Annotated in this window: 10 protein-coding genes; 1 reads left to right on the top strand and 9 read right to left on the bottom strand. The window is 57.1% G+C overall.

All coding sequences use genetic code 11. The annotated features are described in order from the left end of the window. Positions 1-122: 122 nt before the first annotated feature. The 5 genes from LOY50_RS28495 to LOY50_RS28475 all read right to left on the bottom strand — a co-directional run bounded on the left by LOY50_RS28495 (position 123) and on the right by LOY50_RS28475 (position 9349). On the bottom strand, positions 123-4742 hold the full coding sequence (locus LOY50_RS28495) for a dermonecrotic toxin domain-containing protein (RefSeq protein WP_258690050.1): 4620 nt from the start codon (positions 4740-4742) through the stop codon (positions 123-125). 179 nt (positions 4743-4921) lie between these two features. Further along, a complete protein-coding gene (locus LOY50_RS28490; RefSeq protein WP_258690044.1) occupies positions 4922-6022 on the bottom strand; it encodes a polyamine ABC transporter substrate-binding protein in 1101 nt (366 codons plus the stop codon). Between the two features lie 11 nt (positions 6023-6033). Continuing rightward, the gene (locus tag LOY50_RS28485; protein WP_258690042.1) at positions 6034-7065 is read right to left on the bottom strand and encodes a histone deacetylase family protein; all 1032 of its coding nucleotides are present in this window, start codon (positions 7063-7065) and stop codon (positions 6034-6036) included. 383 nt (positions 7066-7448) lie between these two features. Beyond that, complete coding sequence (locus LOY50_RS28480) at positions 7449-7808, bottom strand: DUF6124 family protein (protein WP_258690040.1); 360 nt, start codon at positions 7806-7808, stop codon at positions 7449-7451. A gap of 593 nt (positions 7809-8401) precedes the next feature. Then, a complete protein-coding gene (locus tag LOY50_RS28475; protein WP_258690038.1) occupies positions 8402-9349 on the bottom strand; it encodes a lipase family protein in 948 nt (315 codons plus the stop codon). 423 nt (positions 9350-9772) lie between these two features. Between LOY50_RS28475 and LOY50_RS28470 the strand changes: the two genes are divergently transcribed. After that, entirely contained in the window at positions 9773-10597 is an 825-nt protein-coding gene (locus LOY50_RS28470) for a winged helix-turn-helix transcriptional regulator (RefSeq protein WP_258690037.1), read from the top strand. Positions 10598-10617: 20 nt separating this feature from the next. Here the strand turns inward: LOY50_RS28470 and LOY50_RS28465 are convergent, their stop codons facing one another. The 4 genes from LOY50_RS28465 to LOY50_RS28450 all read right to left on the bottom strand — a co-directional run bounded on the left by LOY50_RS28465 (position 10618) and on the right by LOY50_RS28450 (position 15496). Beyond that, positions 10618-11895: an ATP-binding domain-containing protein gene (locus LOY50_RS28465; RefSeq protein WP_258690028.1), complete on the bottom strand. Its 1278-nt coding sequence runs from the start codon at positions 11893-11895 to the stop codon at positions 10618-10620. Beyond that, the gene (locus tag LOY50_RS28460; RefSeq protein WP_258690019.1) at positions 11892-13679 is read right to left on the bottom strand and encodes an ATP-dependent endonuclease; all 1788 of its coding nucleotides are present in this window, start codon (positions 13677-13679) and stop codon (positions 11892-11894) included. Before LOY50_RS28460 ends, LOY50_RS28465 begins: the two co-directional genes overlap by 4 nt. Positions 13680-13962: 283 nt before the next feature. Further along, the gene (locus LOY50_RS28455) at positions 13963-14322 is read right to left on the bottom strand and encodes a DUF6124 family protein (protein ID WP_258690017.1); all 360 of its coding nucleotides are present in this window, start codon (positions 14320-14322) and stop codon (positions 13963-13965) included. A gap of 595 nt (positions 14323-14917) precedes the next feature. Beyond that, positions 14918-15496: a plasmid pRiA4b ORF-3 family protein gene (locus tag LOY50_RS28450; RefSeq protein ID WP_258690015.1), complete on the bottom strand. Its 579-nt coding sequence runs from the start codon at positions 15494-15496 to the stop codon at positions 14918-14920. Positions 15497-15690 lie beyond the last annotated feature (194 nt).

Here is a 15690-nt window from a genome sequence, read left to right as displayed (position 1 = left end):
TGGCTTTCCCTGTCTGGTGATACGTGGAGTCCCCGAAACCGAGTGCTTCGGGGGTTCCATGCTAGGCAGGGGCATGACAGCGAAGGTGGTAACTATGTATACGCAGCCGTACGGCGTCCTGGTCACCCGTATTTTTTTTGGAAGAACACCTCCCTGGCTTGGTCCGTGGCAATTTCGCTGCGGTAGTGGTCGATCAATTGCCGCTGGTTGAACGCCTTGGTGGGGACGAGCGAGGAGGTCTTCTGGTCGATTTGCTCAAGGGTTTTCAAGCGCCCGGAAAGAAATGCGTAGGCGGGCACCCAGTTGGTCGAGTAACGGAAATCGGCGAACCACAGCGTCTTATTGGTTTTCAGGTCCTTGATCTCATACCGGTCGAGGTAGCCATAGGGTGGGGTCTTGATGCGTTGCCGGGCCTTTTGTTTGGTGATGGAGATCTGATTGCGGCTTTTCAGCCAGATGACACCACTCATGGTCGGTGGGCGGCGCTTGATGACGTTCAATACGGTTTCAAACCCCAGCACATACAGGCTGCTCGCCTCCTTCTCCAATTGCTGGCGCAAGGCCTCGGCCGAGCGTCGTTGTACGGCGGGAAGCTCCGCGGTCTCGTTTGACTCGACGCCTTGTGCCTGGTCGAGGGCTTTTTTTATGGCCGCGCTGACTTTTTCCATCCTGCCGGCATGGGCGTTGAGGATCATCCCGATGCCGGCGGGCGTTTGGTGCGTCTGCTCTACGGTATCCTCGATCTGTGCCTTGAACGCCGCCAGGCCGTTGATCAGGTCGGTGCCCTTATTGATGCTGGTGGCCAATGCCGGGACGGCGACCGGCGGGGCGTCGGGCTTGACGTGAGGAATCCATTCGCCGGTTTCCTTGCGGTGGAATGTGACGATGATCTCTCCCGAAAACGGGTTCTTCACGTCGACCCAATCGGTTTCCTCCAGGTTTTTCGATAAGCGCGGTTCACCACTGACGAGCCCCCAGAAGCGCGCCCGGATGAATTTTTTCCGGGGTCTGGGGCGCAGCTCGTAAGACCTGCTTTCGACGCGCCGGTTGCTTCGTTCATCGAGGGCCGCCGCCAAATGACTCAACGTGCGTTTCTTGGCGAGGCCGATCCCGGTCCGCAATCGAGTGAGTTGTATCGGGTGGATGCTGGTCTTGTATTCATTGGCCAGGTACTGGAGATGTTCATCGATGGCCGTGAACTGTTCGATCAGGCTGCCGAAGGCGTCGATCTGCTCGTCCAGGCGGATCACACTGCGCTCATCGATCGCGTCGCGCAGGCTTTGGTACGCCACCGTGGCGTTATCGACGATCAGGTTGATGGCCTCCCAGCCTTCGGGCATCGACTCGACGCTTTCAAGGGACAGGCAGAGGTGGCGAAACATGTCGATCTTGATCAGTTGCAGGTCGTCACTCGTGTACAGCGGCATCTTCCGGCGGTGTTGCCGGACAAACTCGAAGCCTTCGTGGCCCACCTCCTTCAGTTCGGTGAAGCGGGTCTGCATGTAGTCCAGGCGCTCGATCACGTCGTCACCGACGCGAACCATGTTTTCGGCGGTGTCTATATGCGCTTGCTCCAGCACCTTGACCCCGGAGGTGATCATGGCCTTGGCCTTGCTCATGACCGGGGTGAAACGTTCGTTCAGCGCCTCCATCTCCACGAAGGTGAAATTGACCTGCGCGTTCAAGTAGCCAAGCCGGGTGCGAGGGTAGTCGGGCCGTGACTGGAACACCGGCCATTCCAAGAGGGTCTTCAAGGCTTGTTCGTAGTTTTCCCGCTGCGCTTTCAAGGTACTGACGTAGGTGTCGCGCTTGGTCTCCTTGGCGGCGCCCGTCGCCTCGTTCATTTCCTGGGCCTGCATGGTCAACAGCTTCTGGTGCTGCGGCTTCTTGGCTTCGAACTGGTTCAGTTCGAGCAACAGTTCGACTCGGCGGCGTGTCGCCTGGGCGATGACTTTCTGCCTGACCCCTTGCGACCCGCTGCCGCGCAGGCGCAGACGCGTATCCACGTGCCACTTGCCCTGTGCATCGCCCATCAGGGGAGGGCCTGTTCGCGCAGGGTCTTTCTCATCGATGATCGACACCTGTTCGCCTTCCACCAGCACCTTGAACCATTTGCCGGCCAGGTTGGCGTACCAGTCGCCGGCCTGCTCATAGAGCCCTTTGAGCGCGCCCTCGGTCTGGCGTTGGCCTGGGTCTTGCGGCGCGTCGAGGCTGAAGCTGTCGAGCAGCTTGGCGCTCTCCCTCGACTGGCCCATCAAGGCGCCGCTGGAACGAATGGTCTCGTAGTGCTCGGTCGGCAACGCCGTGCTGGCAAGCGGCGCCCGTTGCTCTATCACGAGCTCAGGTTTTGGCTTGGGCAGATTTTCCAGTTCGCGCACCACTTCCGGTGCCTCTGGCCGGCGCGGACGCCGGGCGGCCCTGGCGCGGTCGATGGTGTGGGTAATGATCGCCAAGGCGATGTTCAACAACAGGTCGGTGAGGGTCTCCCACTTGGCCTGGCTGTCGGCCCCTTCGCGGTTCTGTGTCAGCTGTTCCATATCGTCGAGAATTTGCCAGAGCCACGTTGCGGTGCCGACAGCCGTTCCCAGGTAAGGCAAGGCCAGGTTCAGGATCAGCCAGCCGGCACGCTTAAACGTTTGCCAGCGACTCTCGTGGTTGGAGATCGATTCGCGGTCGGCCAATTCGACCAAGGCATCGGCGTTGGCTTTGAACAATCGCGGCAGGAAATCCGCACCCAGGGTCTTGTCGGTCAAGCCGATGGGGCCGCTATTGGCCAGGGACGTCAACGGCGCGGCGACGAATGCCACGATGCTCCAAGGAGAGGGCAGCAGGTCCGGGAACACGTATCGGCCGTAATCGTCACGCACCCCATCGGGCAACCAGGCCAGCACCGATTGGCGCAAGGCAGGCGTTTGCCTGATCGCATACAGCAGGTTGCTGAACGACGGGTATTGGCACAACGGTGGTTCGAGCATCGGTCGATACAACAGGCAGGGCCCAGCGTTCGAATCCTGCGGGCCGATGACGAACATATTGGTGACCACGTCCTCCGAGCTGCCCAGTTGCAGTTCAGGGACGAAGGCCAGTTGGCGCAGGACGATGAGGTTGCCGTCCACCTTGCGATCGGCTTCTTCAGGCTCCATCAGGGCGACGACGTACCGGTAGCCCTTTTCGTCCAGGTCACCCTGGCCACGGATCTTGCTTTCCAGGGCCAGCATCGGCAACTGAATACGTAACTGGTCGGTGTAGAGTTTTTCGCGGCGGGCCGACTCCGTTGGATCGTCGAGCAACTTGCTCTTGACCCGTTCAGGATAAACGCGACCGATATCGATTTGGGTGATGAGGTTTTCGAGATAGTCGATGGTCATCCATTCGGGCAGCTCACTGTCGTCCAGCGACCTGACGGTTTTGTTGCCCAGGGGCAGCGCGATCAGGTTTTGCAAGGCCAGCTCCACCAGGCTGAACCGGGCCGTGTCGACCCTGCCGGGCACCACGAAGCTCCCCCAGATGACCGGGCTGCGCACCTCGATCTCGATGGCTTCCAGATCGAGCTTCGCGGCCTCGGCATGGTCGGCGGTCATCTGGGTTTTCAGCGCGTTCAATGCAAAGGCCTTGATGGCGGGAATATCGTCCAGATAGGTTTTGCCAGCGTGGGTGTGGCTCAAGATCGACAGGTTCTTCATGTGCTGGGCAAACAGCACCTGATCGGACGGCGACGCCGCCTGCAACCAGTAGGGCATCTGTTTTTGAAACCAGCCCTCCATCAGGTCGTCAGTCGTATCCTGGCTTGAGGCCTGGCTGTTTTCATGGAACGTCAACATGTCCGGGGCGTTGGAGATGCCGATGATCTTGACCTGCTCGGCAATCATCCCGCAGGCCTTGTAATCGAAGATATTGCCGTCGGGCTCATACAGCCGCCATTGGATTTTCCGGTAGCTGTCCGGGCCCAAATGGGCGCGGAGCGATTGCCCGAGTGCCAGTTGGGAATCGAACCGTTCATAGCCGTTGAAGACCGAGTACTTGAGGACGACCTCCTGGTTGTCGATCTTGCCGATCAGCACCACGATGGTGTTGTCACTCATGCGTTGCACTTGATCGCCCTCGATGCCGTCGATGTCGATCAGATAGGCGTGGGCGTCATAGAGGTTATTGTCCTGGCGGCCTTGCCGGTCGGGATAACGGAACAGATGCCTGGCCATGGCGCATTCAGCCTCGCTCCAACCCTTGACCCGTGTGACGTCCCAGGCCGAGCGCAGCGCACTGGAGAGTTCATGCCAGCGCGGGCCGGCGTCGCCGATGGAGGCATTCCAATAGGCCAATTGCTGCTCCTGGCAGGCCGTCAGCATGGCCGGTTGCAGCTCGTTGATCAGCCGCCCGATCTGGTCGATGCGCACCGGCAAGTGCACATCAGGCGTGGTGAGGGGGAGCTGGGTCAAAAAGTGCAACCCTTCGATCAGCAGCATCGGGCTACTGTCGTTCAACAGCCCGGCGAGCATGTCACTGAGGGTTTCATAACGCGTCGGGCGCTCGACGATTTCGTCGTCGACGATGCCCCAGTGCGGCTCGCCGACCACGGTGGTGTGGGGGTCGAGGTTGAGCGTGGGGTAGAGCTTCTTGAGGCCGTCCCGCAGGAGGATGGCGGCCACCTCGGGGTAGGTGGGGCCGGCGAGCAACCGGTTGAGCACGGCATCCTTGGGGTCGGTTGCGGGGGTGAGGCGTGTGCTTGTAGAGCTTGGTGTCATCGGAGTCTCCCTGACTTGTGCGACGTGGAGTCCCGGAGCGAAACGCTGGGGGAATCCATGCTAGGGCGGCACAAGACAGGGAAGGTGGTAACTATGTATAGCGCACTTGGTGCATGCAAAACCCGTGGCGAGGGAGCTTGCTCGCGCTTGAGCGCGAAGCGCTCACAAAGCAGTCAACCTCACTGCCCAGATTTGATCCGCGTCCAGGCCCGCGTCCGCGCGCGCTCGGCATCCCTGGGCAACGGTTGCAAAGTGTAGAGCGTGGTCATGGCCGCAGCGGTCGGGTACAGGTTGGGATTGCCGCGGATCGCCGGGTCGACCATCTCGGTGGCGTCCTTGTTCGGGTTCGGGTAGCCGACAAAATCGCTGACCGGCGCGATCACCTGCGGTTGCAGCAAGTAGTTGATGAAGGTGTAGGCGTCGTCCGGGTTTTTCGCGCCTTTGGGGATGGCGAGCATGTCGAACCAGATCGGCGCGCCTTCCTTGGGCAGGCGCATGTCCACGGTCACGCCGTTCTTGGCTTCCTTGGCCCGGTTGGCGGCCTGGGAGAAGCTGCCGGAGTAACCCACCGCCACGCAGATCTCACCGTTGGCGATGTCGGCCATGTACTTGGACGAGTGGAAATAGGTGATGTACGGGCGCACCTTCATCATCAGCGCTTCAGCCTTGGCATAGTCCTCCGGCTTCTTGCTGTTGGGGTCCAGGCCCAGGTGCTGCAAGGCCAGGGGCAGGATCTCCGACGGCGAATCGAGCAGCGCCACGCCGCACTGCTTGAGCTTGCTGATGTTCTCTTCCTTGAAGATCAGGTCCCAGCTGTCCACGGGTGCGTTGTCGCCCAGGGCGGCCTTGACCTTGTCCGGGTTGAAGCCGATCAGGATGGTGCCGTACATGTACGGCACGGCGAACTTGTTGCCCGGGTCGTTGGCTTCGATCAGCTTCATCAGCTTGGGGTCGAGGTGGTTCCAGTTCGGCAGCTTGCTGCGGTCCAGGGGCTGGAACACCCCGGCTTCGATCTGCTTGGCCAGGAACACGTTGGACGGCACCACCACGTCATAGCCGGAGTTGCCCGTCAGCAGCTTGGCCTCCAGGGCCTCGTTGGTGTCGAAGATGTCGTAGACCAGCTTGACCTGGCTGTTCTGCGCCTTGAAATCCTCCAGGGCCTTGGGCGTGATGTAGTCGAACCAGTTGTAGACGCGCAAGGTGCGCTCCTCGGCCTGGACAGCGCCGCAAAGCAGCGCGGCGCACACGGCTGGAGCCATTAAACGCTTGAGTCTGTTCATGCTGTTATTCCTCATGGGGCGCTTTGGAAACCTTCAAGAACGTTCACGGCATTGATGCCGATTTCTGCCACCGCGTAGCCGCCTTCCATCACGAACAGGGTTGGCTTGCCGAGCGCCGCGATGCGCTTGCCCATCGCCAGGTAATCCGGGCTGTCGAGCTTGAATTGCGAGATCGGGTCGTCCTTGAACGTGTCCACGCCCAGGGACACGACAATGACATCGGCGTCGTAACCGCGGATTTGCCCGCAGGCCTGCTCCAGCGCCGCGCTCCAGGTGTCCCAGCCTGAGCCGGCCGGCAAAGGGTAGTTGAAGTTGAAGCCCTCGCCGTCGCCCTCGCCACGCTCGTCGGCATAACCCAGGAAGAACGGAAACTCCGCCTCCGGATGGCCGTGGATCGACGCGAACAACACGTCGCTGCGCTCATAGAAAATCGATTGGGTGCCGTTGCCGTGGTGGTAATCCACATCGAGGATCGCGACCTTCTTATGGCCTTGGTCGAGAAAGGCCTGGGCGGCGATGGCAGCGTTGTTGAGGTAGCAATAACCGCCCATCAAATCGCCAGCGGCGTGGTGCCCCGGTGGGCGGCACAACGCAAAGGCACTGCGCGCACCGCGCTGGATATCCGCCTGGGCGGTGAGGGCCACTTGCGCGGCGCTGTAGGCCGCCTGCCAAGTGCCGGCGGTAATCGGCGCACCCGCGTCGAAACTGTAATAACCCAGTTGGCCGTGCAGGCTGGTGGGGATGACCGTGCGAAAGGTCCGCGCCGGCCAGGTGAAGGGCAGCAAATCGCCGTCGCGGTTGTACTTGGCCCAACGGTCCCAGGCGCCTTTGAAAAATTCCAGGTACGCCGCGCTGTGGATACGCTGGATCGGCCCCAAGCCAAAATCCTGCGGCGCCTCCACCGGCCCCAGCCCCTGCGCCTTGACCCGCTCCAACACATGATCAGCCCGGGACGGCATCTCGAAACAGGGCATCAACTGCCCGTCCATCAACTCGCAGCGCCCGTGGTGCAGGTGGTGATCGTCCGAATAGATCGTCAGCATTTTTGTTCTCCGCAAGGCTGATCGGTGTGAACACAGTCTTGCGGCGCGCGGCGTTTCAGAGAACGGCAGGAGAGGCCAAAAGGGGATCGAAATGGCCAATAACTTTGACCGTAAATCGCCCCTTGTTGGCGCGGGTGTGCGCGGAGGTGGGGCATGGAAGCCCTTGTGGGAGCGAGCTTGCTCGCGATGGCGGCAGCACGTTACACACCAGATCTCAAAATACACTCGGTCCCCGTGGCGAGGGAGCTTGCTCCCGCTCGGCGGCGCAGCCGTCGTAAACCGGCCGACGTGGTATCTCCGAAGAAATGCGTCAGCCTGTTTTGGGGCGGCTTCGCCACCCAGCGGGAGCAAGCTCCCTCGCCACGGGGTGGGTGGTGCTGCGGTTAGCGTGGATCGACGTTATCCAACACACGGCTGGCCAGCATTGAACTCAGTTCTATCAATTGCTGGATGCCGAGGGCGATGTGGCGGCGGGGGCCTTCGAGGTCGAAGGCGAGGTTGCTGATCATCGCGTCGGCGGATGCCAGGTTTTCGCTGAGGTTGGCGAGCAGGCATTCGTTGTCGGCGTTTTTTTTCACGGTGAAGAGCTGGTCTGGTTTGGATGCTTCTTCGGACTTTTCTGGTTTGGGTTGCAGGTAATAATCCAAGGCGCGCCTTTCTGCTTCGTCTTGTTTCTTCGTTTTGGATTTGGTGGACGCAGAGGTGCGATCTGCTTCGGGGGGATTCGGTGTTGGCTTGAACATGTGCTGATACTCCATGGTTAAGCCGCAACCTCTTCCCTACTAAAAGAAGGGTGGCGGCTGTACGCAGGTTAGTAGACCGGGGAGATCAGCATTGCCGGCGCGCCGAAGCGCCCTGCGCACAGCCACCATCAAGGACAGGTAGGAACCTGCTTGGACGGAGAGCTCATGCATCCTACTGACACAACCCCGGGCTACTAAACCCGACCACTGAAGGGCAGTGGCAGGGAAACGATAGAACCCATGGGCAAGGCGCACAAGCGGGCGGATTCTGGCGTAGTTGTAGGCAATGGCGCAAGGATGTGTAGCTGGGTGGAAGCTTTGCGGAGGGAGAATAAACAAGGCTCAGAATTGTCCTGGAATTCATGGCCAGAGCCTGCCCCGGTCGGCTCTGTAGGAGCTGGCGAAGCCTGCGATCTTTCGCTTGAGACTCAAGTGCTTGGGGAAAGATCGCAGCCTCGCTTCGCTCGACAGCTCCTACAGGCGCAACTCAGGAATGAGCGCCCACCACCACCCCCTGTGGGAGCGAGCCTGCTCGCGATGGCGGCACCACGGTGCATACCTGATCTGAAGGCACAGCCTGGCGGCTATGCCGGTCAGATGATGGAATCAAGATCCAGCGTGTATGGCTTACCAATGGCATACCCATGAGCACCACGGATCAACTCACTATCGTCATCCAAGGCCGGCGCCATCGCCAGTTGCTCAGCCACCCTGTTCTCCGGGTGTGCCTGCCAACGGGCCAGGTTGTGTGCCAGTTGCTCGGGTTGTTCCGCCAAGCTTCCGTAAACGTCTTTTTCACTGACCGACGCGGTGCGCAGCGTAGCCAGGCGCGCGCGTGTGTTGTGCATCTTGTCGACCTCACGGATGAGCGCAATGTTGATGGAGCTTTCGCTACGCCCATTGGGCGCGCCCCGTCCCGCCAGGTAGCGCTCTTCATCGCGCAACTGTTGGGTAATCCGTGTCAGCGCATTGTCGATCCATTCATATTCGCGTTTTGTCGCCAGCGTGCTTCCGTCGATCTGCGCTTCCTGCCAGCGCCGCAAAGTCGCCCAGCATGCGGGAATGTAGCTGGGGACCATGAAGTGATCACCGGTCTGGATGAGTTGGGCCAGCAATGCCGGGCGGTCCGGCAGGCCATATCTATGCTCGAGGGCCACCTCGCAGGCGGCGTGTTGGGTGATGGTGTCGCAAAGGGGCATCCACAGGATCGACGAGCGCTCCTTGCGATCGAACTCCACCGGCAGGAAGTGCCGCAAGATGCCGTGGTGTTCGTAGGGCTCGCCCGTCAAGTTAGTGATACCCGCCACGAACACGGAAAGACCGACCGGTACGTTGGCGAACGTAAGGGCCAACCCTGTGCCATAAACACCACTCTTGGTATTCATCCAACTGCCGGGCACGCTGGGTATCGGGTCGTTGTGGTTGACCATTCGGTAGTGCACCAGGGCTTCGGCGTTTTTTGTGAAGGTGGCATCGGCGGCGCGGGGGGCGCCGTAGGTGTAGAGCTGGAGGGTGTAGCCTTCCGGTCTGCGCCGCAGCATCTCTGTTCTAGTAATGCTATGGCGCTCCTCAAGTCATACGCGCTCCATAATATTCCGTCGCTAAGCAGAAAACGGCGAATATTCGCCAAGGTCTGCTTTCGGGGAAATGTATGGTTTTTAAAGTTTTTTGATCAAAAAACATACAGAGTTAAGCATCCTAAGGCGATCTCAGATTAACTAATAAAATAATAGATAAATCTTTTTATATCAGATGGTTAGAGAATTTGTGCTGGACGCCTATATCTAGATAGCAGTCGCGCTTGGCGATAACGTTTCTCCTGTAGCCATTTTTCTGAGGTTCCAGGCAATGAATCCTGTCCTGTTTGTAATTGATAAGGCGCTTTCGGCTGATCCGTTGACGCTGGCGTTGTGCTGTATCTTGCTTCTGAGCGCTGGTTTGCTAGTGCACGCCTGGAGGTCGAAATGAGCAAAATTGAAGTACGTCGCCCCGTCTCGGATTGGGCCAAGCTGCCTATTGACTGGATACGTGAAGGCGGACTTGCCAACTTTGCAGATGAGTCCTACTCGCTAAAGACCCTGTGGATGAAGGAAGACAAGTCAGCAAGAAACGTATGCATTTCTTCGCTCAAGCTTTACTTGGCGCTGTGTTGTCGAGCAGATTTCACCACTGGGAATGCGAGCGTGACTTATGAGGAGCTGATTCGGCTCACAGGGTTGTCTCGCCCAACTGTTGCGAAAGCGTTGAAACGACTGGAGACGGAGGAGCTCATTCAGCGAAAAGCACAGGCTCTCAGGAAGGGATCGAGCATCCTGATTTGCGGCTGGGTTGAAAGTAAAAGCTGGGCAAAGATCCCGAAACGCTGGCTTTACGATGGGTCGTTTGGCGCCAAGATTCTCATGCTCACTGAGTTCAACTTCAGCAGAGCGTCGTTGTCGGCATTGAAGATTTACATCGCCCTGCTTGCGTATAGAGATTCAAATCGTGGTGGTATCGCTATGCTTTCCTACGACAGGTTAGCGCTGGTTACCGGGGTTAAAAGACATCACATTGCCGACGCAATCACCCGACTTTACGATCTACGAATGATCTCGTTCAGGCAGGGTGATTTTTCGGAAGGGTCTGATTTTTCCCGAACGAACCGCTACCTAGTTCGCGGCCTGGGAATTCACTGGCCTAAGGCAGACGAACTTGAGATGCCTCAAGTTTCACCTCATAAAAGTCGTCCCAGTGCTGCCGGTATTGCAGCAGCTAATAGCTTTGTCTCCACCTCACCAAAGGGCACGTAGTGGTGAGGCCCCGCCCTCGTTTAAGCTAACTCCCTTCGAGCGGCGAATGGAGGAGATGTAATTGCTCTCGGCACTTGTACCAGTACGATGCATTGGTATTTTGCTCTGGTGACGGCATTGTAAAGTAGCCGCCTCTTTTGCTCGTCATTTCCACGAATTGCTGCGGGCCAAAGCACAATGACCAAATCAAATTCTCTGTTTTTTGCTCCATGAACGGTTAGCGCTCGAATACCAGGCCCGTCCCGCGAGTTTAAGCGTCGTTGGTTTGAAAACGAGTGCCTTATCATGTCCTCCATTTCCTCGCGATGGACATGAGTCTTTCCCTTAGCCCGACGCTGCTTCTCTAGCCAACGTACAAAGTCTTGAGCAATCGCGGGAGGTTTTCCTTCCATCAACGTGAATGCTTCTGCCAGTGTGGCTTGGTCCGGCAAAGCCAGGCCGTCAATGAATGCGTCAGCGAGCGTAGTCTCCGATTCTTCCAGGATGATGTTGTAGGGGCCGTTTCCTTTCCCTGTCGTCTTGGTAGTGACCCAAGTGAGGATATCGAGAGCGAATTGCCCCATTGTTGGAGTAATAATCGCGACTCGATTTCCCCCTCTATTCCAAGCAATGCCATTTGAAACAAAAGATGCGGCGAGGGCTGTCTTGGGAGTCGGGTAAATCTTGAAGAGTCCGTTTGACTCTGGAGCCTGTGCCGATCGGATAGCGCCGGCGGCGGCAAGGAGGTTTTGATCTGAGGTACGCCTAGGCTGCTGCAAAAGTGCGTCTTGGCCAACAGCAGTTAACCATTCGCAGGCTGGGTTAGGACGGAGCTCTTCAATCAGACATTGAAACTCATCTGCAGCAATCAATAGGTCAACATGGGTAGCCATTGACTGCACTATTCGCAGTCGGTTTGGCGTGAGATCTTGAGCTTCATCCACGACCACGATGGGATACGTCGCGGCTATCCAGCGGACAACCATATCGTGAGACAGAAGATCCGCCGCGACTTGGCACACCGCTTCATAATCATTAACTCTTGGATGTCCCATTTCCAATTTGGTGATGAGTGCTTGCCATCTACTGACGATTCGCCAAGCGAATCCATCGATTGTTGTGCACTCGTACTGTCTGCGCAGAAGGGCAACACCGCCCAGCCGATCGTCTAAGCGACGGCGCGACCCATGCATAAAAGTTAACGCCAAAACTTTCTGAAACGCCTGTAGAGGATGTCTTTCTAATCTCACGGCTAGGTTTGCCATCAACTGATGAGTTTTTCCACAGCCTGCCGCGCCTGAAAAAGATTGAATTGTCATGGTTGGAACACCCAGACACCCTCTGGGTCGGCGATGAAATGCGCACTAGCAGTTCCGGCGCATGCCATAGCCAAACAGCTGAACAGCTCTGCTGCTCTGGCACGGCAGAGAGGTGAGTTAACTATCGCGTCTGCCACTGATTCGTAGCAGATCACGTCCACCTTTTTATTTTTTAAGTGAGTGACGATGTCGGACACAGTCGAGGGGGCAACCTCCGTCAACTCTGTAAGCCTTCCAACAACGTCGTCTTCATCCGCAGCCAAAATCCAGCCTATGGCGTCTTCGATCATTTCGTCGTCAGCCCACCGTATTACTGATGAGGGAGCAGTGGGCACTGCCAGAAGGCTTGTGATATAGCGTTTACCGTCTCTATCGCCGTCCAGCAGGCAGCAGACCTTGTTATGAGTGGCTGACAGTAACTGGAACGTCTCGACCACTTTGGCATCCTCAGTGGGTACGACGCCGACCTCCAGTCCAAACATAGATGGCATGCTCGTGGACCAACCCTCGGTCAACATCAAAGGCCGTAGCACCGTTTTCAGTAACAGGAAATCAGCACGACCTTCAGGTACCAATACACAAGGGTGCATTAAAGCCGACAGGACATCCACGCGACTTTGCTGAAAAAACTTTCTCTTCCAATTCTGAGCATTTGGTAGCAACGGCTCTGATAAAAAAGGAAGGGCCGAAAGATGACCGTCGACATTTCGCAGAATCAATACAGAGGTTGGATCTGATACCGCAGCGATCAATGGGGAATGCGTAGTAATGAAGGTTTGGGTCGAAAGTGCTTGCACTCGTTGTACCAGCTGCTGCTGACCTGCTGGGGGCAGATGAAGCTCAGGCTCCTCCAAGGCCATCAGAAATCCTTCACCTTCTGCTGCACGACCTCGACCTAGTTCCAGAAGTAGTAACAAACCTTGTAGAGACACCAAACCGCTGCCTTGTCTTGCGGCGGGTACGCCCAATCCTCCGACGACAGCAAAATGTGCTGCGACAGAGTCAAGGAGTGATCGGCTATCAGTACTCGTCACCCGCAGTTGAACATGGGGTGCATTCGGTATGCATCTTGCTAACTCAGCGTTGACGTTCTGGATCAATGGTGAAATTCGATCATCGTTCTCGATTGGGGCCTCCGGACGCCTAAGCCGATCACGCTCAGCTAAAATGGCCTCGGACGGTTGGGCAGCGGCTGCTTGTAGCGTGCGCCGGAACAGCTCACTCCCCCATGAAAAAACTTTGTCCCAGGTTCGGCTCGCTCGTACGAGATAAAACCCGATTTCTTTTATCAATCGTGGAGGAACGCCCACAGGCGTGTCTTCTGCGAAGGGATCCATCGGGCTATCGTGGTCGTGGAAGTAACGAACCATCTCGACCGATAGAGAATCGCGGTCAAAATAAGCTTGAGCACCAATTTGGCAGCAAAGCCTCGAGGCTTGTTCTGTTCGAGTAGCGCTAATAGTACCGTTGGTATCGTCGAGCCATTTAGGCACGCCCCTACCGTCTCTAAACCAATCGGTATTTTGATAAGGGTCTTCGGAAGGAAAATCTGTGATTGTTGCAACCAGCTTTATTCGGTCGGCGGGCTGGGGGTCTGATCCGTAAAAGTCATGTTCGGTAAGCTCTCTGATCATGCGCTCCCTTCCAAGAAGAAGTGTCAACGCCTCTATGACCGTTGTTTTTCCAGTATTATTGGCCCCGATCAGCACTGGATGGTCTTTGAAATGAACACTTCCTTCGCGGATTCCTCGGAAATTACGGATATCCAAGATCGCTACTCTCATCACATTTCCTTTGGATTCAACAAGCGACTAGAGAAACTTCCTTTCCGGCTGCCGAGCCTTGTCGACCTCCGAGATAGTCAATATAGAAGATTTTTTGCTGACTCGACTTGTCCGTGATTTGGTAGCCGTGGATGGCTGCTTTTGGCCGATAGCGCTGAGGAGCCCATTCACTACATAGGTATTCCTAGATTTCGCACATATCAAGTGGGGCTTCTGCGAATGCCTGGACACAAGAATAAAAAAGGCATATCGATTGAACTGATATGCCTTTTTGCTTTGGTCGCTAGCGTGGATCGACGTTATCCAGCACACGGCTGGCCAGCATTGAACTCAGCTCGATCAGTTGCTGGATGCCGAGGGCAATGTGGCGGCGGGGGCCTTCCAGGTCGAAGGCCAGGTTGCTGATCATCGCGTCGGCTGAGGCGAGGTTTTCGCTGAGGTTGGCGAGCAGGCATTCGTTGTCGGCGTTTTTTGCCACGGTGAAGAGCTGGCCCGGTTTGGATGCATCTTCGGGTTTTTCCGGTTTGGGTAACAGGTAGTGATCCAAGACGCGTTTGGTGGTTTCGTCGTGCTTTTTGTTTTTGCGACCGGAATGGGTAGACGTTGAGTCAGTTTCTGGAGGGTTCGGAGTTATCTTGAACATTCTTACGTCCTTTGTTAGTAGGCCGCGACCATCTCGCTACTAAACGAAGGGGTGGCAGCTGTGCGCAAGTTAGTAGACCGGTAAAGGACAACGGAAACCCGGCGCGCCCGAAGGCGCCATGCGCACAGCCGCCATCAAGTGCAGGCTATGCCTGACTGATGAGACTCATGCACCGTTGTCATTACCGGGCTACTAAACCCGACCACTGATGGGCAGTGGCAGGGAAACGATAGAACCCATGGGCAAGGCGCACAAGCGGGCGGATTCTGGCGTAGTTGTAGGCAATGGCGCAAGGATGCGTAGCTTGGTGGAAGCGTTGCGGAGGGAGAATAAACAAGCCTTCGTAATGCCCAGGATTCGGGGCGAGGAAGCTTGCTCTTGCTCGGTGGCGCAGCGGTTTTTCTGTAGGAATACGCTGGCATTTTTGGGCTGCTGCGCAGCCCAGCGGGGCGGTGCGACCTTTCGCTAAATCCCCTCGCCACAAATGGGTGCCCACCGCCAATCCCCTGTGGGAGTGAGCGAGCTTGCTCGCGATGGCGGCAGCACGTTACATACCCATCTGAAGGGTAAGTGTCCGAACCACCCCCGTTTCAACTCAGAGCTTGATCTGTTTAAACCACTGATTCACGCGTTCGCAATCAAAGATCGTCGGGTCGAAGGTCTCCCCGTACCATTCCACCATAGCGTGGTGTTCGGGATGTCCGGGGTCGGCCATGGCCTCTAAAAACACTTCGTAACCCGGTCCTCCACCCACGTCTTCCGGTGGGCAAGCATTGGCGCCCCCGATGCAGTACGGCACTTGAGGATAGGCAATAGCGGGTAATGTTTTTTCGACCTTGATGCGGTGATGCCAGCTATCACCGAAGTCATAGAGATAATTGAATGTCCGTTTTCCGTTCAGTGCCTTGATCAGTGTTTTACGAGCTTCCGGATTCACCGGCGGCCCCCAGCCATCAGGATCGGGCACGCCATAATTCTCACCGGCAATTTCAAATTCATGCAGATGGTAATCGCTCCAACCCATCACGATCTGGATCACGTGATGCAACCTGCCCAAGGTAATGTTTTCAGGCACTGCGAACCGACGCCAAATCGTTGGAGTCGTCCACTTCAGCTCGATATGCAGTAGCAACAAGTCACGCTCGGGCTTTGGCAAGCGAACAGTTTTAGCCATGGCTCAGGCAGCCTCGCAGTGTTAGTGAGTGTGAGAGACACGCTCCAGGGCCGCAGTTCGTTAGCCCGACTGAGCGCTTGGCGATGCGTTCCATTACGTAGGTCACGGTGATGAACAATCTGAGTCATCAATGCTGCTCCGGGGCTCATGCCAGAGTTTCAAGGTAATTGAATAACCTGGTTCAGGCCATTTGA

It is taken from the genome of Pseudomonas sp. B21-010 (assembly GCF_024749325.1).
Lineage (GTDB): Bacteria > Pseudomonadota > Gammaproteobacteria > Pseudomonadales > Pseudomonadaceae > Aquipseudomonas > Aquipseudomonas kilonensis.
Note: the sequence above shows the minus strand (reverse complement) of the source record. Positions and strands in the feature narration are given on the sequence as shown.